This window comes from Streptomyces sirii (assembly GCF_045690365.1).
GTDB classification, from domain to species: domain Bacteria; phylum Actinomycetota; class Actinomycetes; order Streptomycetales; family Streptomycetaceae; genus Streptomyces; species Streptomyces sirii.
Map to the genome: position 1 here is coordinate 3413263 of NZ_CP147982.1, position 18670 is coordinate 3431932.

Consider the following 18670-nt stretch of genomic DNA (forward strand, 5'->3'; position numbering starts at 1 on the left):
TCATGCTGCACGGATCCGGCGCGGCCCGCGGCGGCCTGTGGACGGGCGGCCGGGTGTGGACAACTCGGCCACCCGTCACGGTGTCAGGCGCCCGACGCCACCGCGTACTGCTCGCGCACCTCCCGATAGCGCAGCAGCTCGGCGGCGACCGGCTCCAGCACCCGGGCCCGCCCGCACCCGGCCGCCGCACTGCGCAGCCGCCGCTCGGCGTCCTGCCCGTAACGCCTGGCGGGACCGCGCGCCACCACCTTGCACAGCCACAGCAGGGCCGGTCCGCCCACCGAGCCGATGACCGCGGGCAGCAGCCCGTAGAGCCAGGCCGTCGCGCCGACCACCCCGGTGAGCGCACCCAACAGCCACAGCACCCCGACGACTTGGAGCGTCGACAGCATCCCCTGCAACGTGGCGGCCACCGTCCACCAGCGCGGCTTGACGGCCGGCCCGGCCCGCAGCGACCCCTCGGCGTCGGCGGCCACCTTGTCCAGCGCCTCCGGCAGGCCGTACGCGCCCCGTTCCGCGGCCTCGCGGACCGCCTGCGCCCACGGCGCCGGCAACCCGTGCGCCGCCTCACCGGCCACGGCCCGTACGGCCTGCTCCACCACGGGCCGGGCCGCCGCCCGGCTGTCCCCCGCCGCCTCACCGGCACCAACGGCCGCCTTGAGACCGGGGACCGTCTTGGGGCCCCGGCTCCTCCCCCGCCGGCCCCGCATCCGCGCCCACGGCGACCCGCACGCACGCTCCGCGTGACGCAGCCAGTCGCGTTCCGCCGCGCGCCCGGTGGCCACCGCCCCCACCGCCTCGGCCACCCGGTCGTCGAACTCCTCCCGGGCCCGTTCCGTCAGCCCGACCCGGCTGCGCGCCACATACACCGATCGCAACCGCTCGGCCGCCGCATCGACGTCCGCCGCCAGCCGCCGGTCCGCCGCCCCCCGTTCCGCGACGAACTGCGCGAGCGCCTCCCGTAGTTCCCCCACGCCCTGGCCGGTCGCGGCGGAGAGGGTGAGCACCGCAGCCCCGGGCTCCCCGTGCTCGCCGAGCGCCAGTCCGTCCTCGTCCAGCAGCCGGCGCAGGTCGTCCACCACCTGGTCCGCGGCGTCCCCGGGCAGCCGGTCCACCTGGTTGAGGACGACGAACATCACCTCGGCGTAGCCCGCCAGCGGCCGCAGATACCGCTCGTGCAGCACCGCGTCGGCGTACTTCTCCGGGTCGACCACCCAGATCACCGCGTCCACCAGCTCCAGCATCCGGTCCACCTGGGCACGGTGCTCGGTGGCCGAGGAGTCGTGGTCGGGCAGATCGATCAGGATGAGCCCGCCCAGCCCGGCGCTGCCGTCCGCGGGGGCGTGCCGACGGTGCGCGGGCACGCCCAGCCGGTGCAGCAGCCCCTCCGCGCCCGGCCCGCCGCCCGGCCACACGCAGGCCACCGGGTCGGCGGTCGTCGGCCGCCGCGGGCCTACCTGCGAACGGTGCGCTCCGGCCAGCGCGTTGAACAGCGACGACTTGCCGCTGCCGGTGGCCCCGGCGATGGCGACGACGGTGTGCTCACCGGACAGCCGGTACCGCTCGTCCGCCACCTCCAGCACCCGGCCCGCCGCCTCCAGCGTCCGCCCGTCCAGCCGCGTCCGCGACAGCGCGATCAACTCCCGCAACGCCTCCAGCCGCCCCCGCAACCCGCCCCCGGCGGCCCGCGGCCCCCCATCGGCGACCCAGCGGTACCCGGCCCTGCCGTCGCTCTGCGCAGGGCTCCACGACGCGTCGCAGCACGTGTCATGCGATGCCGACCCGGCGCATGCTCCGGCGCCTGAGTCGGCGTGCGCGCCGCCGTATGACGGCGTACGCGACCCCACGGGCGAAGCCCCACGCGAAACCCCACGCGAGGCGGTACGAACGCCGCCTGGCCCGACGCCCCCATCGGTGCACGAGTCGGCGGGTGAACCCGTGCCGTGCCCGCCACGTGCATCGACGGGCGAGGCCGTGCGCGAGCCCGCGCGAACCCCGACGCGCGCCCCCGACGGCGACGCGCCACACGATGCGGCGCCCGATACGACTCCCGATCCGATACCCGATGCGTCCTGCGCTTCGACGCATGACCCACCACCCGCTTCCGCACCCCCTGCCACACCACCCGGCGCGGTCCCGTCGCTCGACGGCTCCGCCCCGGCCTCACCCCCACCCCGCCGCACACCCGGCCTGGGCACCCCACCGTCCCGCACCCGCCGCGCGATCAGCCCGTCATCCCACGCCCGCCCCCCGGCTCCCCCCACCGGCCCCACCCCACCTGCCGCCTCCCCACCCGGGTGCTCCCCGGCCGCCCTCACCCCACCCGCCCGCTCCCCCGTCTCCTCCTCCCCGCTCCCTTCCTTGCCGCTGCTCTCCTGCTCCCCGGCCGCCCGGCCGATCCCCGCTCCCGCTCCTGCTCCTGCTTCCGCTTCCGCTTCCGGCCCCGTCACCGTCGATCCGCTCACCGCGACACCTCCTCCTTCGCCGTCTCCAGCCCCAGCCCGCCCCCCGGTACCGCCCCCACCGTCATCTCCTCCCGCTCCCGCCGCCTTTCCGTCTCGCCCCGCTTCCCCCTCCCCGTCTGCCGCTCCCTCTGCAATACGGACAGCGCGGCGATCAGCTCGGCCTGCTGTTCCGGCGGGACGGTCAGCCGGTCCAGCGGTGCCAGCCGCCGCTCGCGTTCACCGTCCAGCGCACGCTCCAGATACGTGGTCAGCAGCCGCCCGCCGCGCTCGCAGAGCCGGAGCGCGGCCTGTGCCCCCAAGAGGTCGGCGAGGTTCTCGCCCGCCGTACGGGCGCGCCGCCCGCCGAGCAGCTCGGCGGCCAGTAGGGCGGCCGATTCCTCCGGCTCCACCGAGCCGGCCCGGTCACCGGCCTGGCCGCCGCGCGCCTCACGGGTCTCCTCCTCGGCCAGCTCCTCCAGGCACCGCCGCCAGCGACGGACGATCACCCCCACGCGCCCGGCCGCACCCGCCGCGCCCGCGGCCGCCGTCAGCGAGACCTCCGCCGCCGCGGGATCGCGTCGCCAGGCGTCCGCGGCCCGCTCGTCGGCCTCCTCGACGGCGCAGGTCAGCAGCGAGGCGAGCCCCTCGGTCAGCGCGTCGAGCAACTCGTCCGGCCGGCCGCCGAGCCCATGATCACGCCAGTGGGCACGCGCGTCCCCGGCCAGCACCTCCCCGGCCGCGATCTCCCGCCGTACCCGCTTCGCGGCCCGCTCGTACGCCTCTTCGACCCGCCCGGTCAGCCTCAGCGCCGCGGCGTGCTGGGCGGCGGCGGCGCCGGCCAGCGCGGGCAGCCGGCTGCGCAGCGAGGTGATCACGCCGGCGGCCGTACGTTCCGCGGCGGCGACCCGGGCCACGGGGTCCTGGGCATGCCGCTCCAGCCACTCCCGCAGCGCCGCGACGGCCGTGGCCGGCAGCAGCCCGCTGCCGCCGCCCGCCGACTCGGGCAGCTCGGGAATGGTGAACCGCGGCACCTGGCCGAGTCCGGCGCGCTGCAGGAGTTCCGCGTACCGCCCGGAGATATCGGTGGCGATCTGATGCGGCACCCGGTCCAGCACGGTCACCAGCGTGACGTCGTACTCCTTGGCCGTACGCAGCAGATGCCAGGGCACCGCGTCCGCGTAACGGGCGGCCGTGGTGACCAGCACCCATACATCCGCCGCACAGATCAGCTCGGCGGCCAGCTCCCGGTTGCGCGCGACCAGCGAATCGATGTCGGGCGCGTCCAGCAGCGCCACCCCACTGGGCACCGCCGCATCCGCCTCGATCCGCACGCTCAGCGCCCCGGACTCCCCCGCCCCCCGCCCACCCCCTTTGCCTTTCGCTGTCTCTTCTTCCTCCCCCGTACCGCCATAGCCCCCATACGCACCCGCCGCCCCGGCCCCCTCCCTCTCGTACTCCGCCTCCCTCTCGTACTCCCCCTCACCGCCGTCGTCCTGCTCGGGCACCCACACCCGGGTGAGCTGCGGCAGCACCCGGGGCCCGGCGAACCAGTGGACGTCGTCCGGATGGCAGACCAGCACCGGCGTACGGGTCGTCGGCCGCAGCACCCCGGCCTCCGAGACCCGTCGCCCCACCAGCGAATTGACCAGGGTGGACTTGCCCGCCCCGGTAGATCCCCCGATCACCGCGAGCAGCGGGGCCTGAGGAGAGTGCAAGCGGGGAATCACATAGTCGTCGAGCTGGGCGAGCAGCTCGTCCCGGTTTCGCCGGGCACGGGCCGCGCCCCTGAGTGGCAGCGGAAAGCGTGCGGCATCGACGCGGTCGCGCAGAACGGACAGTGCGTCGATCAGCCGGGGTCGTACGTCCAAGGTCGCCACATGTGCAGAATGCCCAATTTCGTTGGGTTTTTGAAGCGTATACCCCCTCGTGCGCGCCGCAAGAACCCCCACAGAACGGGACGAGTGACCCATGGGACGATCGCGACAAGCGAGACGCAGGCATAACGAGTGCACAACACCCGACGCACGAGACGCCAAAAGCGGTGCAGGATTCGTACCTGCCTGCGATTATCGGGACCGCTTCACCGAACCTCCACAACGTGCCACGGAGGTGAAGCAACCGGGACGAGGCACCCGGACCTCTATCCTTGTCCGCGGTCCGTGATCCACGTCCACACCGGCCCCCGTAGCTCAGTGGATAGAGCAGGTGCCTTCTAAGCACTTGGCCGCAGGTTCGAGTCCTGCCGGGGGCGCCAGGTCAGACCCTCCCTTTGGGAGGGTCTTTTTGCTGGTCGGGGTGTGTGGTGCGCACGGGGCGCTCGGGCCCCAGGGCTGCGATGCCGCGCCGTGGCCGGAACCGGCTGGTCGGCCGCCGCCTCGCCTGTCGCACGTCGGTCGCTCGGGAAGAGCTTCGGTTCGGTCGCCCGGAGGGGGCTTCGGCGCGTCGCCGGCGGTCGGTGTGCGTTAGCTCCGGGTGGCGGGGGTCGGTATGCGGTGGGTGAGACGGGAGGGGTAGTCGTCCAGGTGGATGGCTGCCGAGATGTCGTGGCCTTGCTGGAGCATGGCGGTGATGGTGGCGGGGTCGTTCAGGGCGGCGTTGCGGGCGGAGAGGGCCTCTTGGGTGGGCGGGGCGAGGAATTCGCCTGTGCTGCGGCCGCCTTGTTGGCATTGGGTGGCGTAGGGGCGGAGTTTTTGCTCGTAGCGGGTGAAGGCCGTTGAGTGGTCGCCGTCGGCCATGGCCAGTTCGCCGGCGAGGACGTAGGCGCCGATGATGGCCGAACCGGTGCCCATGCCGCCCAGCGTGGCGCCGTATGCGGCGTCGCCGAGGAGGGCGATGCGGCCTGTGGACCAGCGTGGGACGTCGACTCGGCTGATGGAGTCGAAGTAGAGGCTGTCGGTGTCCCAGAGGGTGTCGATCAGCTCCTGGGTGCGCCAGCCGGCGCCTTCGTAGGCCTGGGCTATCGCCTTCTTTCGGGACCGGGGATCGCCGGTGCGGCGGTCGTGGAGCAGTGCGTCGTCGGAGGCGAAGACACAGAAGACTTCGCCGGTATAGCCCGCTTCGCGGGCGCGGCGCGGGGTGCGGCCGACCGTTGCCAGGCGTCCGGGTTCGTTGTAGCCGACGGGGCGGGCGGCGAGGTCGGTGGCGGATTCGGGCAGGTCCCAGGCGGCGACGTAGTAGCCGAGGTGGCTGACGAAGTCCGACTCGGGGCCGAAGGCCAGCCGGCGGACGGTGGAGTGCAGGCCGTCGGCGCCGACCACGAGGTCGAAGGTGCGCGGTGCGCTCCGTTCGAAGGTGGCGTGGACACCCTCGGCGGTCTGACTGAGGGAGGTGAGGGAGTCGTTGAAGAGGTATTCGGGGGTCGGTCCGCCACCGCCCGGGGCCAGGCTGTGGTCGTAGAGGAGGCGGGACAGGTCCGAGCGGAGGATTTCGAGCTCGCCGGCGGCGAACTCAGGGGGCAGGGCGGCCATCTGGCGCCCCTGGTCGTCGATGAAGGTCGTGGCCGGGCCGGTGCCCGTGGCGTGGCGTTCGACCGCCTCCAGGATTCCCATGCGCTCCAGGACCGTGCGGTGCGCCGCTCCCCGGAAGTCCACGGCGAAGCCGCCGCTGCGGAGGGCCGGGGCCAGCTCGACCACGGTGGGGCGGTAGCCGTAGCGGCTGAGCCAGTACGCGAGGGCGGGGCCGGCCACGCTGGCGCCCGAGATGAGGACCGTGCGGTGGTGTGTTGCCCGATGTTCTGTGGGTTCTGTGACCTCGTCAGTGATCTCGCCGGCACTCGCGGCTTCATGTCGATGTGTCGTTCGGGCTGTCTGTGTCATCGCGGTCCCCCGTCGTGGATTCGTCGTGTCGATGTACCGACTCGAGAAACTGTATCCGGTGGACACTGATTTGTGTACCCCGGACACAGTTTTAGGATGCGGGGGTGGCTGGAGACGACGAGAAGAGCAGCGTGTTCGGGGATCAGGCGGGCAGCGTGGAGCTGCTGTGGGGCGGGCGGGAGAAGCCCAGTCGGGGGCCCAAGCCGGCGTTGAGCCTGGAGCGGATCACGCGTACGGCCATCGGTGTCGCCGACGCCGGCGGGCTCGGGGCGGTCTCCATGCAGCGGGTCGCGGGTGAGCTGAACTTCACCAAGATGTCCCTGTACCGCTATGTGCCGGGCAAGAGCGAGCTGGTCGCCCTGATGATCGACGCGGCGATGGGGGAACCACCGGGTGCGCACGGCGCCGAGGCGGGGGGCGAGGGCGTCCGTGGCTGGCGAACCGCCCTGCGGGAGTGGGCGGAAGGGCTGGCGGCGGTGTACCACCGGCACCCCTGGCTGCTGGACGCGGCCGTGGGGCCCCGCGTCATGGGGCCCCACGAACTCGCCTGGACCGAGCGGGCGGTGGCCGCGCTCGCGCAGGCCGGGCTGAGCGGCGCCGAGCAGTTGGACGCCGTGGTCGTGGTGAACGGCCACATCCGGGCCATCGCCCAGGTGTCGGTATCGATGGGGCTGGGCAGCGCGCGGGCGAAGGACCCCGAGCAGGCCGTCAGCGCGGCGCTCAACGAGCTGCTCGTCAGCCGCGGCGACCGCTTCCCGGCGGTCGCCGCGGCCGTGAGTGCCGCCGCGACCGACCAGACCGCACGCAACCAGGCATGGGAGTTCGGCCTGGAGCGGATCATGGACGGCCTGGAGGCCTATTTGGCAAGGGGTGAGGCGTGAGGCCTACGGTGCGCCGACGGGTGCGGGCAGGACGCGCAGCCAGTCGAGCAGCAGGCGGTTGACCTCCTCGGGACGTTCCTGCTGCACCCAGTGGCCGCAGCCTTCGAGGATGTGGGAGGCGGACAGCCCGGGGAGGGTGACGGGAAAGGCCTTGATGGCGTCGGCCATCCAGTTGGTGGGGGCGTCGAGTTCGCCGCCGATGAAGAGGGCGGGCTGGGTGAGCGGGGCGCCCTGCCAGGCGGCGAGGTCCTCCCAGTCCCGGTCGACGTTGCGGTAGCGGTTGAGGCCGCCGGTCAGGCCGGTCCGCTCGAACTCGTCGGCGTAGAAGTCGAGGTCGGCATCGGTGAGCCAGGGGGACGGGGCGGGGTCGACGGGGAAGCGCTCGGAGAGCTTCCCTCCCCGGGGGACCGAGAAGAGGGGGAGGGCACCCTGGCCGGAGGGGGACGTAGCGTCGGAGCGGGGATCGGCCTCGGACGGGGATTTTTTGGCGTCGCCCGACAGGCCGGCGTAGAAGCCCGCCAGCCAGCCGCGGACGTCCGGTTCGATCTCCGCCTCGGCACGGCCCGGTTCCTGGAAGTAGTTGATGTAGAACTCCTCGGCGCCGCCGAGCATCGTGAAGGCCTCGGTGGGCCGGAGCGCGCCCCGGGGGGAGTAGGGCACGCTCAGCAGCGCCACGGCGGTGAAGAGGTCGGGCCTGAGCAGCGCCGTGTTGGCGGCGATCGGCGAGCCCCAGTCGTGACCGACGATGACCGCGGTCTCCTCGCCGAGGGCGCTCAGCACGCCGACGTTGTCGGCCACGTGGGCCAGCATCCGGTAGGCCGGGATCTCGCGGGGCTTCGACGAGCGCCCGTAGCCGCGGACGTCGATGGCGACCGCCCGATAGCCGGCGGCGGCGAGCGCGGGAAGCTGGTGACGCCAGGAGTACCAGGACTCGGGGAAACCGTGGACCATCAGGACGAGGGGACCGGTGCCCTGCTCCACCAGGTGGATGCGGCCGCCGGGGACCTCCACCAGGCGGTGCACCGCGTCCGGGAGCGGGGAAGCGGGCGGGGTGGGCGTCGGCTGGGCGGGCTGCGACATGCGTCCTCCTTGGGGGCGGGGGCGGCCGGGGCTCTCCCAGGCGCTGCCGATCCAGCGTGACCGCTTCGCCGCGATCATGGGACGCATTTCACGGGAACGGCTCCAGGGCGCCGCCCCCGACGCCCCTACAGTCGCACCGTCTTCCTGGGCTGTTGCTTCGCCCCCGTCAGCAGGCCGTGCAGTGCGGCGAATTCGTCGACGCACTTGGCGGTGCCGTTGACCACGCAGTCCAGGGGCTCGTCGGCGACCGTCACGGGGACGCCCATCTCCTGGCGCAGCCGCTGGTCCAGGCCGCGCAGCAGGGCGCCGCCGCCGGTCAGCGCGATGCCGCGCTCGATGATGTCGCCGGAGAGCTCCGGTGGGCAGGCGTCGAGGGTGCGGTGGACGGCCTGGACGATCGCGTCGACCGGTTCGGCCAGCGCGTCGCGGATCTCCTCCTCGGTGATCTCCTGGATCCGGGGCAGGCCGCTGACGTGGTCCCGGCCGCGGACGGTGTACGAGGCGCGGCGTTCCGGTTCGCCGTCCTCGTCGACGTCGACGGGCGTCCAGGCCGCCGAGCCGATGGCGATCTTGATGTCCTCGGCGGTGCGCTCCCCGATGGCCAGAGCGTGCTTCTTCTTGACGTAGGCGGTGATCGCGGCGTCCAGGGCGTCCCCGGCCACCCGTACGGACTGGGCCGTGACCAGGCCTCCCATGGAGACGACGGCGACTTCGGTCGTGCCGCCGCCGATGTCCACCACCATGCAGCCGACCGGCTCGTCCACCGGGAGGCCGGCGCCGATCGCCGCGGCCATCGGCTCTTCTATCAGGTGCACTTCGCGGGCGCCGGCACCCCGGGCGGAGTCGACGACCGCGCGCCGTTCGACGCCCGTGATGCCGGACGGGACGCAGATGACCACCCGGGGCCTGGAGAAGCGGCGGCTGGGCAGGGCCTTCTTCATCAGGGCGCGCAGCATCTGCTCGGCGGCGTCGAAGTCGGCGATCACGCCCTCCCTGAGGGGGCGCATCGCGGTGATCCCGGAGGGCGTACGGCCGATGGTGCGCTTGGCCTCCAGGCCCACGGCGATGACCTGGCCGGAGGCGTTGACGGCGACGACGGACGGCTCGTTCAGCACCACGCCCTTGCCGCGGGCGTACACCAGGGTGTTGGCGGTGCCGAGGTCGATGCCTATGTCGTACGTACCGGACGAAGTGCTGGACGCCATGGGGAGTTCGTGTGCTCTCTCGCGACGGGGACGGGGGGTGGGGGATGGTGGCCGCACCCCCGGGCTTGTGGAATTAGGAGCTTTGCGCGGCAGACGACCCCATTGGCCGCCAATGGGGTTCAATGCGGGCAATTAATAAGACTACTGAGGGCCCGGGATGGTTCCCGACGTCGCCGGGTCACCTGCCGCCGACGCCGGGGACAGCGCCTCCGCCAGGTCGTCGAGGGCGTCCAGCAGCAGGTCGGCGGCGCGCACCGCGACGCCCTGGCTCTCGTCCTCGGCGTCCCAGCGCTCCCACACGGCGCGCAGCGCGCTCCAGTCCAGGTCGCGCTCCTCGCGTACGGCCTCCCCGGCGCGCTCCAGAACGGGGCGCAGTGCGGCGGCGAACGCGGCGGCGCCGGCGGAGGGTTCGGCGTCCTTGTCGGGGAGGTGGGCCTCCAGGATCATCGTGACCCGGCCCATCGTGGCGAGCGCCGCGCTGGCCGCCTTGGCCGCGGTGAGCGACAGACCGCGATGGCGTACGGGCTCCTTCTCTGCCCGGGCCTCGCTCTCCTCCCAGGCCGCGCGGGCGGCGCGGGCGTCCAGCAGGGCCTCGCGCACCTGCCGCGGGCGGCGCCCGGCGGGCCGGGCATAGGTGTCGAACACCGCCAGCGCGTAGCGCCCGTTGGCCTCCAGCCACTCGGCGAGGCGATCGCGGAGCTTGGGGGTCTCCCAGGCGGGGAACAGCGCGTACGACAGCATCGCGAGCAGTCCGCCGACGAGGGTGAGCACGATGCGCTCCTGGACGGTCTGCTCCCAGCCCTCGCCGGCGATGCCGAGCAGGAAGACGACATAGGCGGCCACGCACGCCGAGGTCACCGAGAAGCCGGTGCGCATCAGCAGATACATCAGCCACACGCAGACCACGGCGAGTCCGGCGCTGAGGTACTCGCTCGGGTGCGCCAGGGCCATCAGCGCGCCCGCGACGGCGACACCCACGAGGGTGCCGCTGAAGCGGGCGACGCCCCGGGAGTAGGTCTGGGCGAAGTCGGGGCGCATCACCATGACGGAGGCGAGCGGCGCCCAGTAGCCGTGGCCGAACGGCAGCGCGGTGCCCAGCAGATAACCGGCGGCGGCGACCGCGGCGACCCGCAGGGCGTGCCGGAAGATGTGCGAGGACCAGCGGGCCTCGCGGCGCAGGGCGCGCAGCGCGACCGGTACGAGCCTGGGGACGCTGGGGCGCAGCAGATGACTGCCTTCTCCCCGCCCGCCCTGCCCCCGTTCCGCCTCGGTGGTGGGGCGGGTGGCCTGGACCGGCTCGTCGGTGAGCTCGACGGCGTCGGCGAGCAGGGAGATCAGGCGGTAGGCGGAGCGGCGGGCGGCACCCTTGAGCATCGGCCCGGTCGCCGGGACTTCGAGGGTGGCCATCGCCTCGGGGGGCAGCCGTACGGGCTTGGCGTGCCGTACGGCGTGCGCGACGGCGTCCAGGACGGTGCCCGCGGCGCCCAGCAGGTCGCGGGCGCGGTCGCGTTCGGGGCCCTCCAGGGGGGCGCCGACGACGGGGTCGGCGAGTGAGGCGAGGACCGGCCGGACGCGTTCGGCCAGGCCACGGGGGCCGTGCAGCTGGACGGGGCGGCGCCGGGCCTGACGCGGCGTCACGGTGGAGGCGAGCCGGGCGTCCATCAGGGGCGCCGGGTCGAAGGCCGCGACGGGGTCCTGCCGCAGCCGGCGGGCGTAGTCCGCCTCGGCGGCCAGGGCGTCGGCGAGCGCGTCGCGCTGGGTGCCCCAGGGGCGGACCGGGAAGACGACGATGAGGGCGGCCTGGACGAGACCGCCGAAGAAGATCAGGGCGGCGTGCACCAGGGCGCCCAGGACGGTGGTCGGCAGGGTGACGGTGACCAGCATGATCGCCACGGTCTGGGTGCCGGCCAGCCCCGATACCGGGCCGATCGCCCAGGCCATACCCGCCAGGAAGGTCCAGCCGGCGAGCAGCAGGACGAACGCGAGGGTATGGGCGGCGGCCAGGTAGCCGAGGAAGGTGGAGACCGCCAGCGCGCCGGCGACGGCGAGCGCGAGGACCGGGCGCGGCCGCATGCTGCGCTGGAAGGTGACGATGCCGGAGGCGAACGCGCCGAAGGCGGAGGAGACCGCCAGGGTCGGATCGCCGCGCCACAGGCACAGCCCGATGACGATGGCGACGCCGGCCGAGCCGCGGACGGCGATCAGCGGGGTGAGCTTGGTCCGCTCGATGGTCAGCCCGGAGCGGGCGGCTTCCTTCAGCGCACTCGACCAGGTCATAGCGGCAGGATACGGGCCGTGGTCGACCGCTTCCGCAGCGGCGGGGACGGGCCCGTCCGCGCGCGCCCCGGCCGCCGCCCGCCGGGAAAATCCTGGCAAACCGACCTTCCGTTCCGCGTAAAACATCCCAGGTCACAAGGGGATTCCCGGATTCCGGTGCGGGCCGTGCGAGCAAGCCGACACCCCGGAGGGGAAACCCGCACCCGCCCCGGCCCCCTCTTGCCCGGTGGTCCGGGACGACTCCCGGGCGGCCGGGAGGGCTCCCGGCAGGTTCGGCAAGGAGAAGGCCCCGTGCGCACAGCCCTGTTCCGTCCGGTGATCGCGCTGATCACCCTCACCGTGCTCGCCGCCACCGCCGGCTGCGGCGCCGGCGCCGCGCCGCCCTCCCCCGTACGGTTCGGCGACGGCCCCAAGACGGGCGCCGCACTGCACACCGGCCCCAAGGGGAGGCACTCGCTGGTGCAGTGGCCCACCCGCCCGATCACCTTCACCGAGCAGAGCCGGGTCGGCGGCGCCGGCCGGAACACCCCGATCGGCATGACCACCCTGCACGGCCCCAAGTCCGGCTTCACCGGCAAGGTGTGGGTGTGGGCGCCGCCGGAGTACTACGACAGGCGCAACGCCGGCAAGGGCTTCCCGGTGATGGAGGCGCTGCCCGGCTCCTACGGCTACCCCGTCAACTACTGGATCGGCTCCGACCTCAAGCTGCAGGAGAACCTCGCCCAGTGGTCCCAGAACGGCAGCAGCCTGCCGTTCATCGTCGTCATGCCGGTGCTCAACCCCGACAACAAGCAGTACTACGACGGCAGCGACATACCGGATCAGCCCAAGATCGGCACCTGGCTGAGCCAGGACGTGCCCGACCTCGTACGGCAGAACTTCCGCACCCTCAAGACCCGCGACGCCTGGGCGATCATGGGGTCCTCCTCGGGCGGGTTCGCGGCGCTGAAGAACGTGCTGCAGAACCCCGGCACCTTCAAGGTGGCCATCCCCAACGGGCCGGACATCGTGCCCGACTCGCCACTGTGGAACGGCCACGCCCGCGAGGAGCGGGAGAACAACCCCGAGGTACTGGCCCGCCGGCTGATCGCACGCGGCGGACCGCCGGTCTACCTCGCCTTCCAGGACGGCTCCCAGGAGCACACGGTGCTGCCGAAGGTCCACACGTTCATCGCGCAGTACGGGCACGGCCCGGTGCGCACCCGGCTGCAGATCGTCCCCGGGGGCACGCACAGCGCGGCGACGTATGTGCGGGGCCTGGGCGAGGGCACGATGCGCTGGGTCAGCGCGCACATGCAGGGGCCGACCGCCTGACCGCGGCGGCCGGCCCGGGGCCCCGGGGGCGGGGCGGCGGCCGGCTCAGCGTCCGCAGTCGACGTCCTGCAGCTCGATCGGGTGGGAGTCCAGGCCGACATAGGCGGTGAAGGAGTCACGGCCGCCGCCGCCCCAGACGGTGGTGACCGTCGCCCAGCCGACACCGGCGGACTGGGCGGTGGTCACCTTGCCGACGGTGATCTCCCGCGGAACGTTCTGGGCGCACAGCAGCAGGTCGTAGCCCTCGGTGTGGGCGGCCCGGTCCTTGAGGTAGGCGGAGACCTGGTACTCCCGAGCGTCGTCACTGGGCCCGTGGTGTCCGTAGAAGGCGGTCAGGAAGCGGTGGATCTCGGCGGCGGTGTGCCGGCTGCCGGCATCAGGGCGAACGGCGCTCGCGGCCGGGCCGGTTCGCGGGTGGGCCGCGGCCGGGCCGGAGGCGGCGAGGGTCAGGGTCAGGCCGAGCGCGGCGGCCGAGGCCGCGGCGAGGGCAGTGGTACGCGAAGCGGTACGGATCATGGGATGTCCTTCGACTCCGGGCATTTCGACGCTGTGCCCACACAGACATCCGGCCGCGCCGAATAGTTGCACCCCGACCACCGGCCCGGCCGCGGCGAATCCCCGTGCCCCCACGCCCGGCCCGGCCGCGCCGAGTGGCTGCCACCCGACCGGCCCGCCCGGCCGCCCCTCATCCCGCCGTCACGACACCACGTCCTTACGGGCGAAGCCCCGGAACGCCAGCGCGCACAGCACCAGCGCATACGACACCGAGACCGCCGAGCCCTGGATCATCCCGGCCCACTCCATCCGGGGCTGCAGGGCGTCCGCCCAGGAGTACTGCCAGTGCGCGGGCAGCGCGGCGCGCCAGCCGCCGAGGGCGGTGACCTGGTCGAGGACGTTGCCGACGATGGTCAGCCCGACGGCGCCGCCGACCGCGCCCAGCGGCGCGTCGGTCACCGTCGACAGCCAGAACGCGAGCGCCGCGGTGACCAGCTGGCTGACGAAGACATAGCCGACGACGACCGCCAGCCGCGGCACCGCCTCCCCCGCCGACAGCGCGCCGCCGGTGGGCAGTTGCAGCGGCCCCCAGCCGTAGGCGGCGGTGCCCACCGCCAGGGCGACCAGCGGCAGCAGCAGCATCGCGGCGGCGCTGAACGCCAGCGCGACGGTGAGCTTGCTCAGCAGCAGCCGGGCCCGCGGGACCGGCGCGGCGAGCAGATAGCGCAGCGATGACCAGCTCGCCTCCGAGGCGATGGTGTCGCCGCAGAACAGTGCCACCGGGACCACCAGCAGGAAGCCCGCGGAGACGAACAGCGCGGTGGCGGCGAAGTTGGCGCCGGAGGCGGTGGCGCTGTCCATCAGGGTGATCCGGCCGTTGCCACGGGTGCTCGGGTCGCCGCCGATCGCGAACGCCGCCACCAGCACGAACGGCAGCAGCGCCAGGATCGCGGCGATCACCAGCGTGCGCCGGCGGCGCAGCTGGCGACGGGCCTCGACGCGCAGCGGGAGGGTGCGGCCCGGGCGGTAGCCCGGCGCACGCGCCGTGGTGGTCGCGGTCATCGGTCGCCTCCGATCAGGGTGAGGAAGGCGTCCTCCAGACGCCGGTGCGGGCCGATCCGGTCCACCGCGATCTCCAGCCGGAGCAGTTCGGTCAGCAGCCCGGTGGTGCTCAGCGTGCCGTCGAGCCGTACCAGGAGGCCGCCCTCGGCGCGTACCGCCGAGGCGACCCCCGCAAGGGCGTCGACCTTCTCCACGACGGCGTCGCCGACCGGTTCCGCGACGCCGACCAGCAGGGTGTCGCCGGAGCCGGTGATCTCCGCGACCGGCCCGGCCTGCACCAGCCGCCCGCGGTCCATGACGACCAGATGCGTACAGCTCCGCTCGACCTCGGACAGCAGATGGCTGGAGACGATGACGGTGCGTCCGGCGGCGGCGTAACGGATCATCACGTCACGCATCTCGCGGATCTGCGGCGGGTCCAGGCCGTTGGTCGGCTCGTCGAGGATCAGCAGATCCGGCAGCCCGAGCATGGCCTGGGCGATGGCCAGGCGCTGCCGCATGCCCTGGGAGTAGGTGCGCACCGCACGCTGCAGCGCGTCGCCGAGGCCGGCGATCGCCAGCGCCTCGTCCAGGTGCGCGTCGGCGGCGGGCCGGCCGGTGGCCTGCCAGTACAGCTCCAGGTTGGCGCGGCCGGACAGATGCGGCAGGAAGCCGGCGCCCTCGACGAACGCGCCGACCCTCGACAGCACCGGGGCGCCCGGCCGGACCGCCTGCCCGAAGATCCTTATCTCACCCTCGTCGGGCGTGATCAGGCCCATCAGCATCCGCAACGTGGTGGTCTTGCCCGCGCCGTTGGGCCCGAGCAGACCGAGCACCTGCCCCTTGTCGACGCCGAAGGACAGCTCCCGTACGGCATACCGGTCCGCGGACCCGGCGTAGCGCTTGCTCAGCCCGCTGATCCGCAGCGGGACATCGGCGAGCGCCGGATCGGGGGCGGGCGCGGCGGTGCGGCGGCGGGCGGTGAGCAGCAGCAGCGCGGCGGCGACCGCGGCCGCGGCGGGCAGCGCCCAGGTCCAGGCCGGCAGCGGAGCGGCCGCGCTGCGCACCTCGGGCGCGGTGGGCACGCTCAGCACGCCGCCGCCCCGCAACGCGACGGTGTAGGCGGCGGGTTCGGCCGGTGAGGCGTAGCCGAGGTCGGTGGCCGAGAGCACCAGCCGCAGCCGGTGCCCGGCGGCGAAGTCGTGGTCGACGGCGGGCAGCCGGAGCCGGACGGTTCGGCCCTCATCGGCGCCGACGATGCGGTACGGCGCGACAAGCTGCGCGGGCAGCACCTGGCGGCGGCCGTCGGGAGCGACGTCGTAGAGCTTGGCGAAGAGCACCGCGTCCGGTGACCCGGAGCGCACCCGCACGGTGGCGGTCGGACTGCCGGTGAGCCGGACGGAGTCGGTCAGCGGCGCCGAGTCGAAGCGGGCGTACTGGCCGGGGAAGTCCAGGGACAGACCGCCGGTGCCCAGGGCGGAGAGATTGCCGAGCGCGCCGACGCCGGGCACCGCGGAGATGGCGGGCGGACCGGCGCCGGCCGGATTGCGGAAGGTCTGCGCGGGGCCGGTGAGCGGGACGTGCCGCACCTGGCCCGCGAGCCCCGGGTAGCGGTCCGCGCTCGCGCCGCGCAGCCGCACCGCGCCGTCGGTCGAGTCCACTCCGCCGGTCCGGCTGATCCGGAACGCCGGCCCGGTGTCGGCGCCCTTGTCGCCCTTGAGGTAGCGGTCGAACCAGGCCTTCGTACGCGCCTGGAGCCGGGCGCTCTCGCGGTCCCCGCCGTCGTGGCCGCCCGAGATCCAGTCGACGTCCACCGGCGCCCCGTTGCGCCGGATCGCCTTGCGCGCGGCGTCGGCCTGGTCGAGGGGGAACAGCGAATCGGTCTGGCCCTGCATGAGCAGGGTCGGCACCTTGATGCGGTCGCCGACGGCGGACGGGCTGCGGTCCGCCAGCAGCCGCCGGGCCGCGGCGTCCGGTACGCCGCTCTCCGCGACCCGCTCGTACATCCGGCACAGCGCGGGCTCGAACTTCCCGCAGCCGCCGGACGTCGTGGGGACGGCGCGGGGCGCGCCGGCGGGGGCGCCCGCCGAGCCGGTGGTGAAGAAGATCCCCGCCCACAGCTTCTTGAACACCCCGTGCGGGAAGAGGGCGTCGGCGAGGTTCCAGTACGTGATCTGCGGGGCGATGGCGTCGACGCGCCGGTCGTGACCGGCCGCCAGCAGCGAGAGCGCGCCGCCGTAGGAGGCGCCGGCGACGCCCACCCGGGGGTCGCCGGCCTTGTCGAGCCGCACCTCGGGGCGCTCGGCCAGCCAGTCGATCAGCCGGCTGACGTCGGCGACCTCGCCGCCCGGGGCGTTCAGCCCGATCTTCCCGGTGGACTTCCCGAAGCCGCGCGCCGACCAGGTCAGCACGGCGTACCCGTCCCGGGCCAACTGCTCGGCCTGCGGACGCAGATCGGCCTTGCTGCCGCCGAACCCGTGGCCGAGCAGCACCGCGGGCCGCCGCCCGCCGGAGCCCTGCCGCGCGGTGAAGAAGGAGGTGTCGATCCGCACCTCCTCCTTGCCGCCGGGCGTCTGCGGCATCGCCAGCATCCGGTCCTCGCGGTGGACGACGGGCGCCGCGTCCGAGGAGGCGGCCGCCCAGGTTCCGCCTCCCGCCAGCACGGCCAGCGCGCCCACGGCGGCGTACAGCCGCCGGCCGCGCAGTCTGAGACCTCGGAGATCCATACCGGAAATCCTAGGTACCGACCGCGGCGGCCGGCCGGTACCCCGGACGGAATCCGGCGGTCTCCCCAGGTAGTAGGGTGCGCCGGCCCCGTACCACGAACGCGGTACGGGGCCGGCGCGAGAGGGCGGGGGAGCCCGAACGGCGGCCGCCCGGCACACCGCTTTCGCGGGTGCCGGGCGGCCGGTGGTCCGGTCAGTACTGCGGCGGTCCGAAACCGCCCTGCGGGGGCGGCGGGTTGCCGGGCGGCTGCCAGGCGGGCGGGGCCGGCGGGACCTGCGGGCCGGGCGGCGGCATCTGCGGGCCCGGCGGCGGGACGAAGCCCGGCACGGCGAACTGCGGGGCCTGGGCCGGCGGGTACCAGGCGGGGGCGACCGGCTCGCCCCGGCCCATCAGCACCAGCAGGGCCACCGAGCCGAGCAGGTCGAGCAGCAGCTGGATGTCGCCGATGATGCTCAGGCCCGGCATGCTGTCGCTCAGCTTGAACAGGGCGCCGTTGCCGGCCAGCCCGATCACCGTCAGCAGGGCGCTGGGCAGCGTCACCATCGACAGCCCGATGGCCAGGCCGCGGGCCGCGCTGCCCCGCATCAGGCTGTTGAGCGCCGCCAGCGCGGTCAGCGCGAGGAACACCAGGGCGGACCAGCCGGGCGACATGGCCAGCAGGGAGCTGAGCACGCCCCGGCCGAGGTAGAGCATCTCGAAGGAGCCGGTGCCGCCCTCCACCAGCATGTAGAGGTGCCAGGCCACGTTGCACAGGACCATCGCGCCGAGCAGCAGCCCGGCCACCACGCCCGCCGCCGGCGCCGGGCGCATCGGCGGGTCGCTGGGGGAGGTGCGCGGCCAGGACCGCATGCCGGCGAGCAGCACGATGCCGGCGACGACGGTCACCAGGAACAGCAGCACACTGCTGATGAAGACGCCGTCGAACGTCGAGGTGGCGGTCTCGGCGTGCAGGAACCACTTGTCGTCGCTGGTGTGGCTGCCGACGCTCACCGCGGCCTGCAGGGCGGTGGCCCAGGTGAAGGTGGTGGCGACGGCCAGCAGCCCGCCGGCCACCCGCTGCCCGGCGAAGGCGGCGAGCGCCGCCCCCAGCTGCACCACGGCGAGGCCGAGGTGGAAGGGTCCGGTGACCTGGTTGGTGCCGCCGCGGCTCTGGAAGGTCCAGGAGTCCCAGAGACCGACGATGCCGAACTCACCGACGTCGACGGCCAGCCAGTACGCCGTATAGAGGAAGAACAGCAGGCAGAACGCCCCGCCGGTGATACGGGCGCCCTTGGCGAGCGCCATGGATTGGTGCATTGCTTCCCCCGATGGTGGTGGTGTGCGGCGAGGATGCACGGTAGCAACGAGCCGAACCCCCTGCCGAGGGGGTCCGGCAAGGGGTTCGGCAGGGG

Annotated in this window: 12 protein-coding genes and 1 tRNA gene; 3 read left to right on the forward strand and 10 right to left on the reverse strand. The window is 73.9% G+C overall.

All coding sequences use genetic code 11. The annotated features are described in order from the left end of the window. Positions 1-83: 83 nt before the first annotated feature. The gene (locus WAB15_RS15355) at positions 84-1649 is read right to left on the reverse strand and encodes a YfjP family GTPase (protein ID WP_399146789.1); all 1566 of its coding nucleotides are present in this window, start codon (positions 1647-1649) and stop codon (positions 84-86) included. Between the two features lie 812 nt (positions 1650-2461). Beyond that, a complete protein-coding gene (locus WAB15_RS15360) occupies positions 2462-4312 on the reverse strand; it encodes a dynamin family protein (protein WP_407289229.1) in 1851 nt (616 codons plus the stop codon). Positions 4313-4622: 310 nt separating this feature from the next. Between WAB15_RS15360 and WAB15_RS15365 the strand changes: the two genes are divergently transcribed. Then, positions 4623-4698: transfer RNA gene (locus tag WAB15_RS15365), tRNA-Arg, on the forward strand. A 208-nt stretch (positions 4699-4906) separates the two neighbouring features. On the opposite strand, the gene WAB15_RS15370 is transcribed toward WAB15_RS15365, so the two are convergent. Continuing rightward, positions 4907-6205: an FAD-dependent monooxygenase gene (locus tag WAB15_RS15370; RefSeq protein WP_407289230.1), complete on the reverse strand. Its 1299-nt coding sequence runs from the start codon at positions 6203-6205 to the stop codon at positions 4907-4909. A gap of 158 nt (positions 6206-6363) precedes the next feature. On the opposite strand from WAB15_RS15370, the gene WAB15_RS15375 reads away from it, so the two are divergent. Next, entirely contained in the window at positions 6364-7140 is a 777-nt protein-coding gene (locus tag WAB15_RS15375) for a TetR/AcrR family transcriptional regulator (RefSeq protein ID WP_407286601.1), read from the forward strand. Between the two features lie 3 nt (positions 7141-7143). On the opposite strand, the gene WAB15_RS15380 is transcribed toward WAB15_RS15375, so the two are convergent. From WAB15_RS15380 to WAB15_RS15390, 3 genes are all read right to left on the reverse strand, one after another. Further along, positions 7144-8220, reverse strand: a complete 1077-nt coding sequence (locus WAB15_RS15380; protein ID WP_407286602.1) for an alpha/beta fold hydrolase — start codon at positions 8218-8220, stop codon at positions 7144-7146. Positions 8221-8345: 125 nt separating this feature from the next. After that, on the reverse strand, positions 8346-9425 hold the full coding sequence (locus WAB15_RS15385; protein WP_399146793.1) for a rod shape-determining protein: 1080 nt from the start codon (positions 9423-9425) through the stop codon (positions 8346-8348). A 141-nt stretch (positions 9426-9566) separates the two neighbouring features. Then, the gene (locus WAB15_RS15390; RefSeq protein WP_407286603.1) at positions 9567-11702 is read right to left on the reverse strand and encodes an FUSC family protein; all 2136 of its coding nucleotides are present in this window, start codon (positions 11700-11702) and stop codon (positions 9567-9569) included. Between the two features lie 291 nt (positions 11703-11993). On the opposite strand from WAB15_RS15390, the gene WAB15_RS15395 reads away from it, so the two are divergent. Then, a complete protein-coding gene (locus WAB15_RS15395) occupies positions 11994-13016 on the forward strand; it encodes an alpha/beta hydrolase (protein ID WP_399146795.1) in 1023 nt (340 codons plus the stop codon). A 45-nt stretch (positions 13017-13061) separates the two neighbouring features. Here WAB15_RS15395 and WAB15_RS15400 read toward each other — a convergent pair whose 3' ends face one another. The 4 genes from WAB15_RS15400 to WAB15_RS15415 all read right to left on the reverse strand — a co-directional run bounded on the left by WAB15_RS15400 (position 13062) and on the right by WAB15_RS15415 (position 18575). Beyond that, positions 13062-13532, reverse strand: a complete 471-nt coding sequence (locus WAB15_RS15400; RefSeq protein ID WP_407286604.1) for a hypothetical protein — start codon at positions 13530-13532, stop codon at positions 13062-13064. Positions 13533-13712: 180 nt separating this feature from the next. Further along, on the reverse strand, positions 13713-14573 hold the full coding sequence (locus WAB15_RS15405; RefSeq protein WP_399146797.1) for an ABC transporter permease: 861 nt from the start codon (positions 14571-14573) through the stop codon (positions 13713-13715). After that, a complete protein-coding gene (locus tag WAB15_RS15410) occupies positions 14570-17278 on the reverse strand; it encodes an alpha/beta fold hydrolase (protein ID WP_407286605.1) in 2709 nt (902 codons plus the stop codon). The genes WAB15_RS15405 and WAB15_RS15410 overlap by 4 nt, the downstream gene beginning before the upstream one ends. A 193-nt stretch (positions 17279-17471) precedes the next feature. Further along, positions 17472-18575, reverse strand: coding sequence for a hypothetical protein (locus tag WAB15_RS15415; protein WP_407286606.1), 1104 nt, complete (start codon positions 18573-18575; stop codon positions 17472-17474). Positions 18576-18670: the final 95 nt, after the last annotated feature.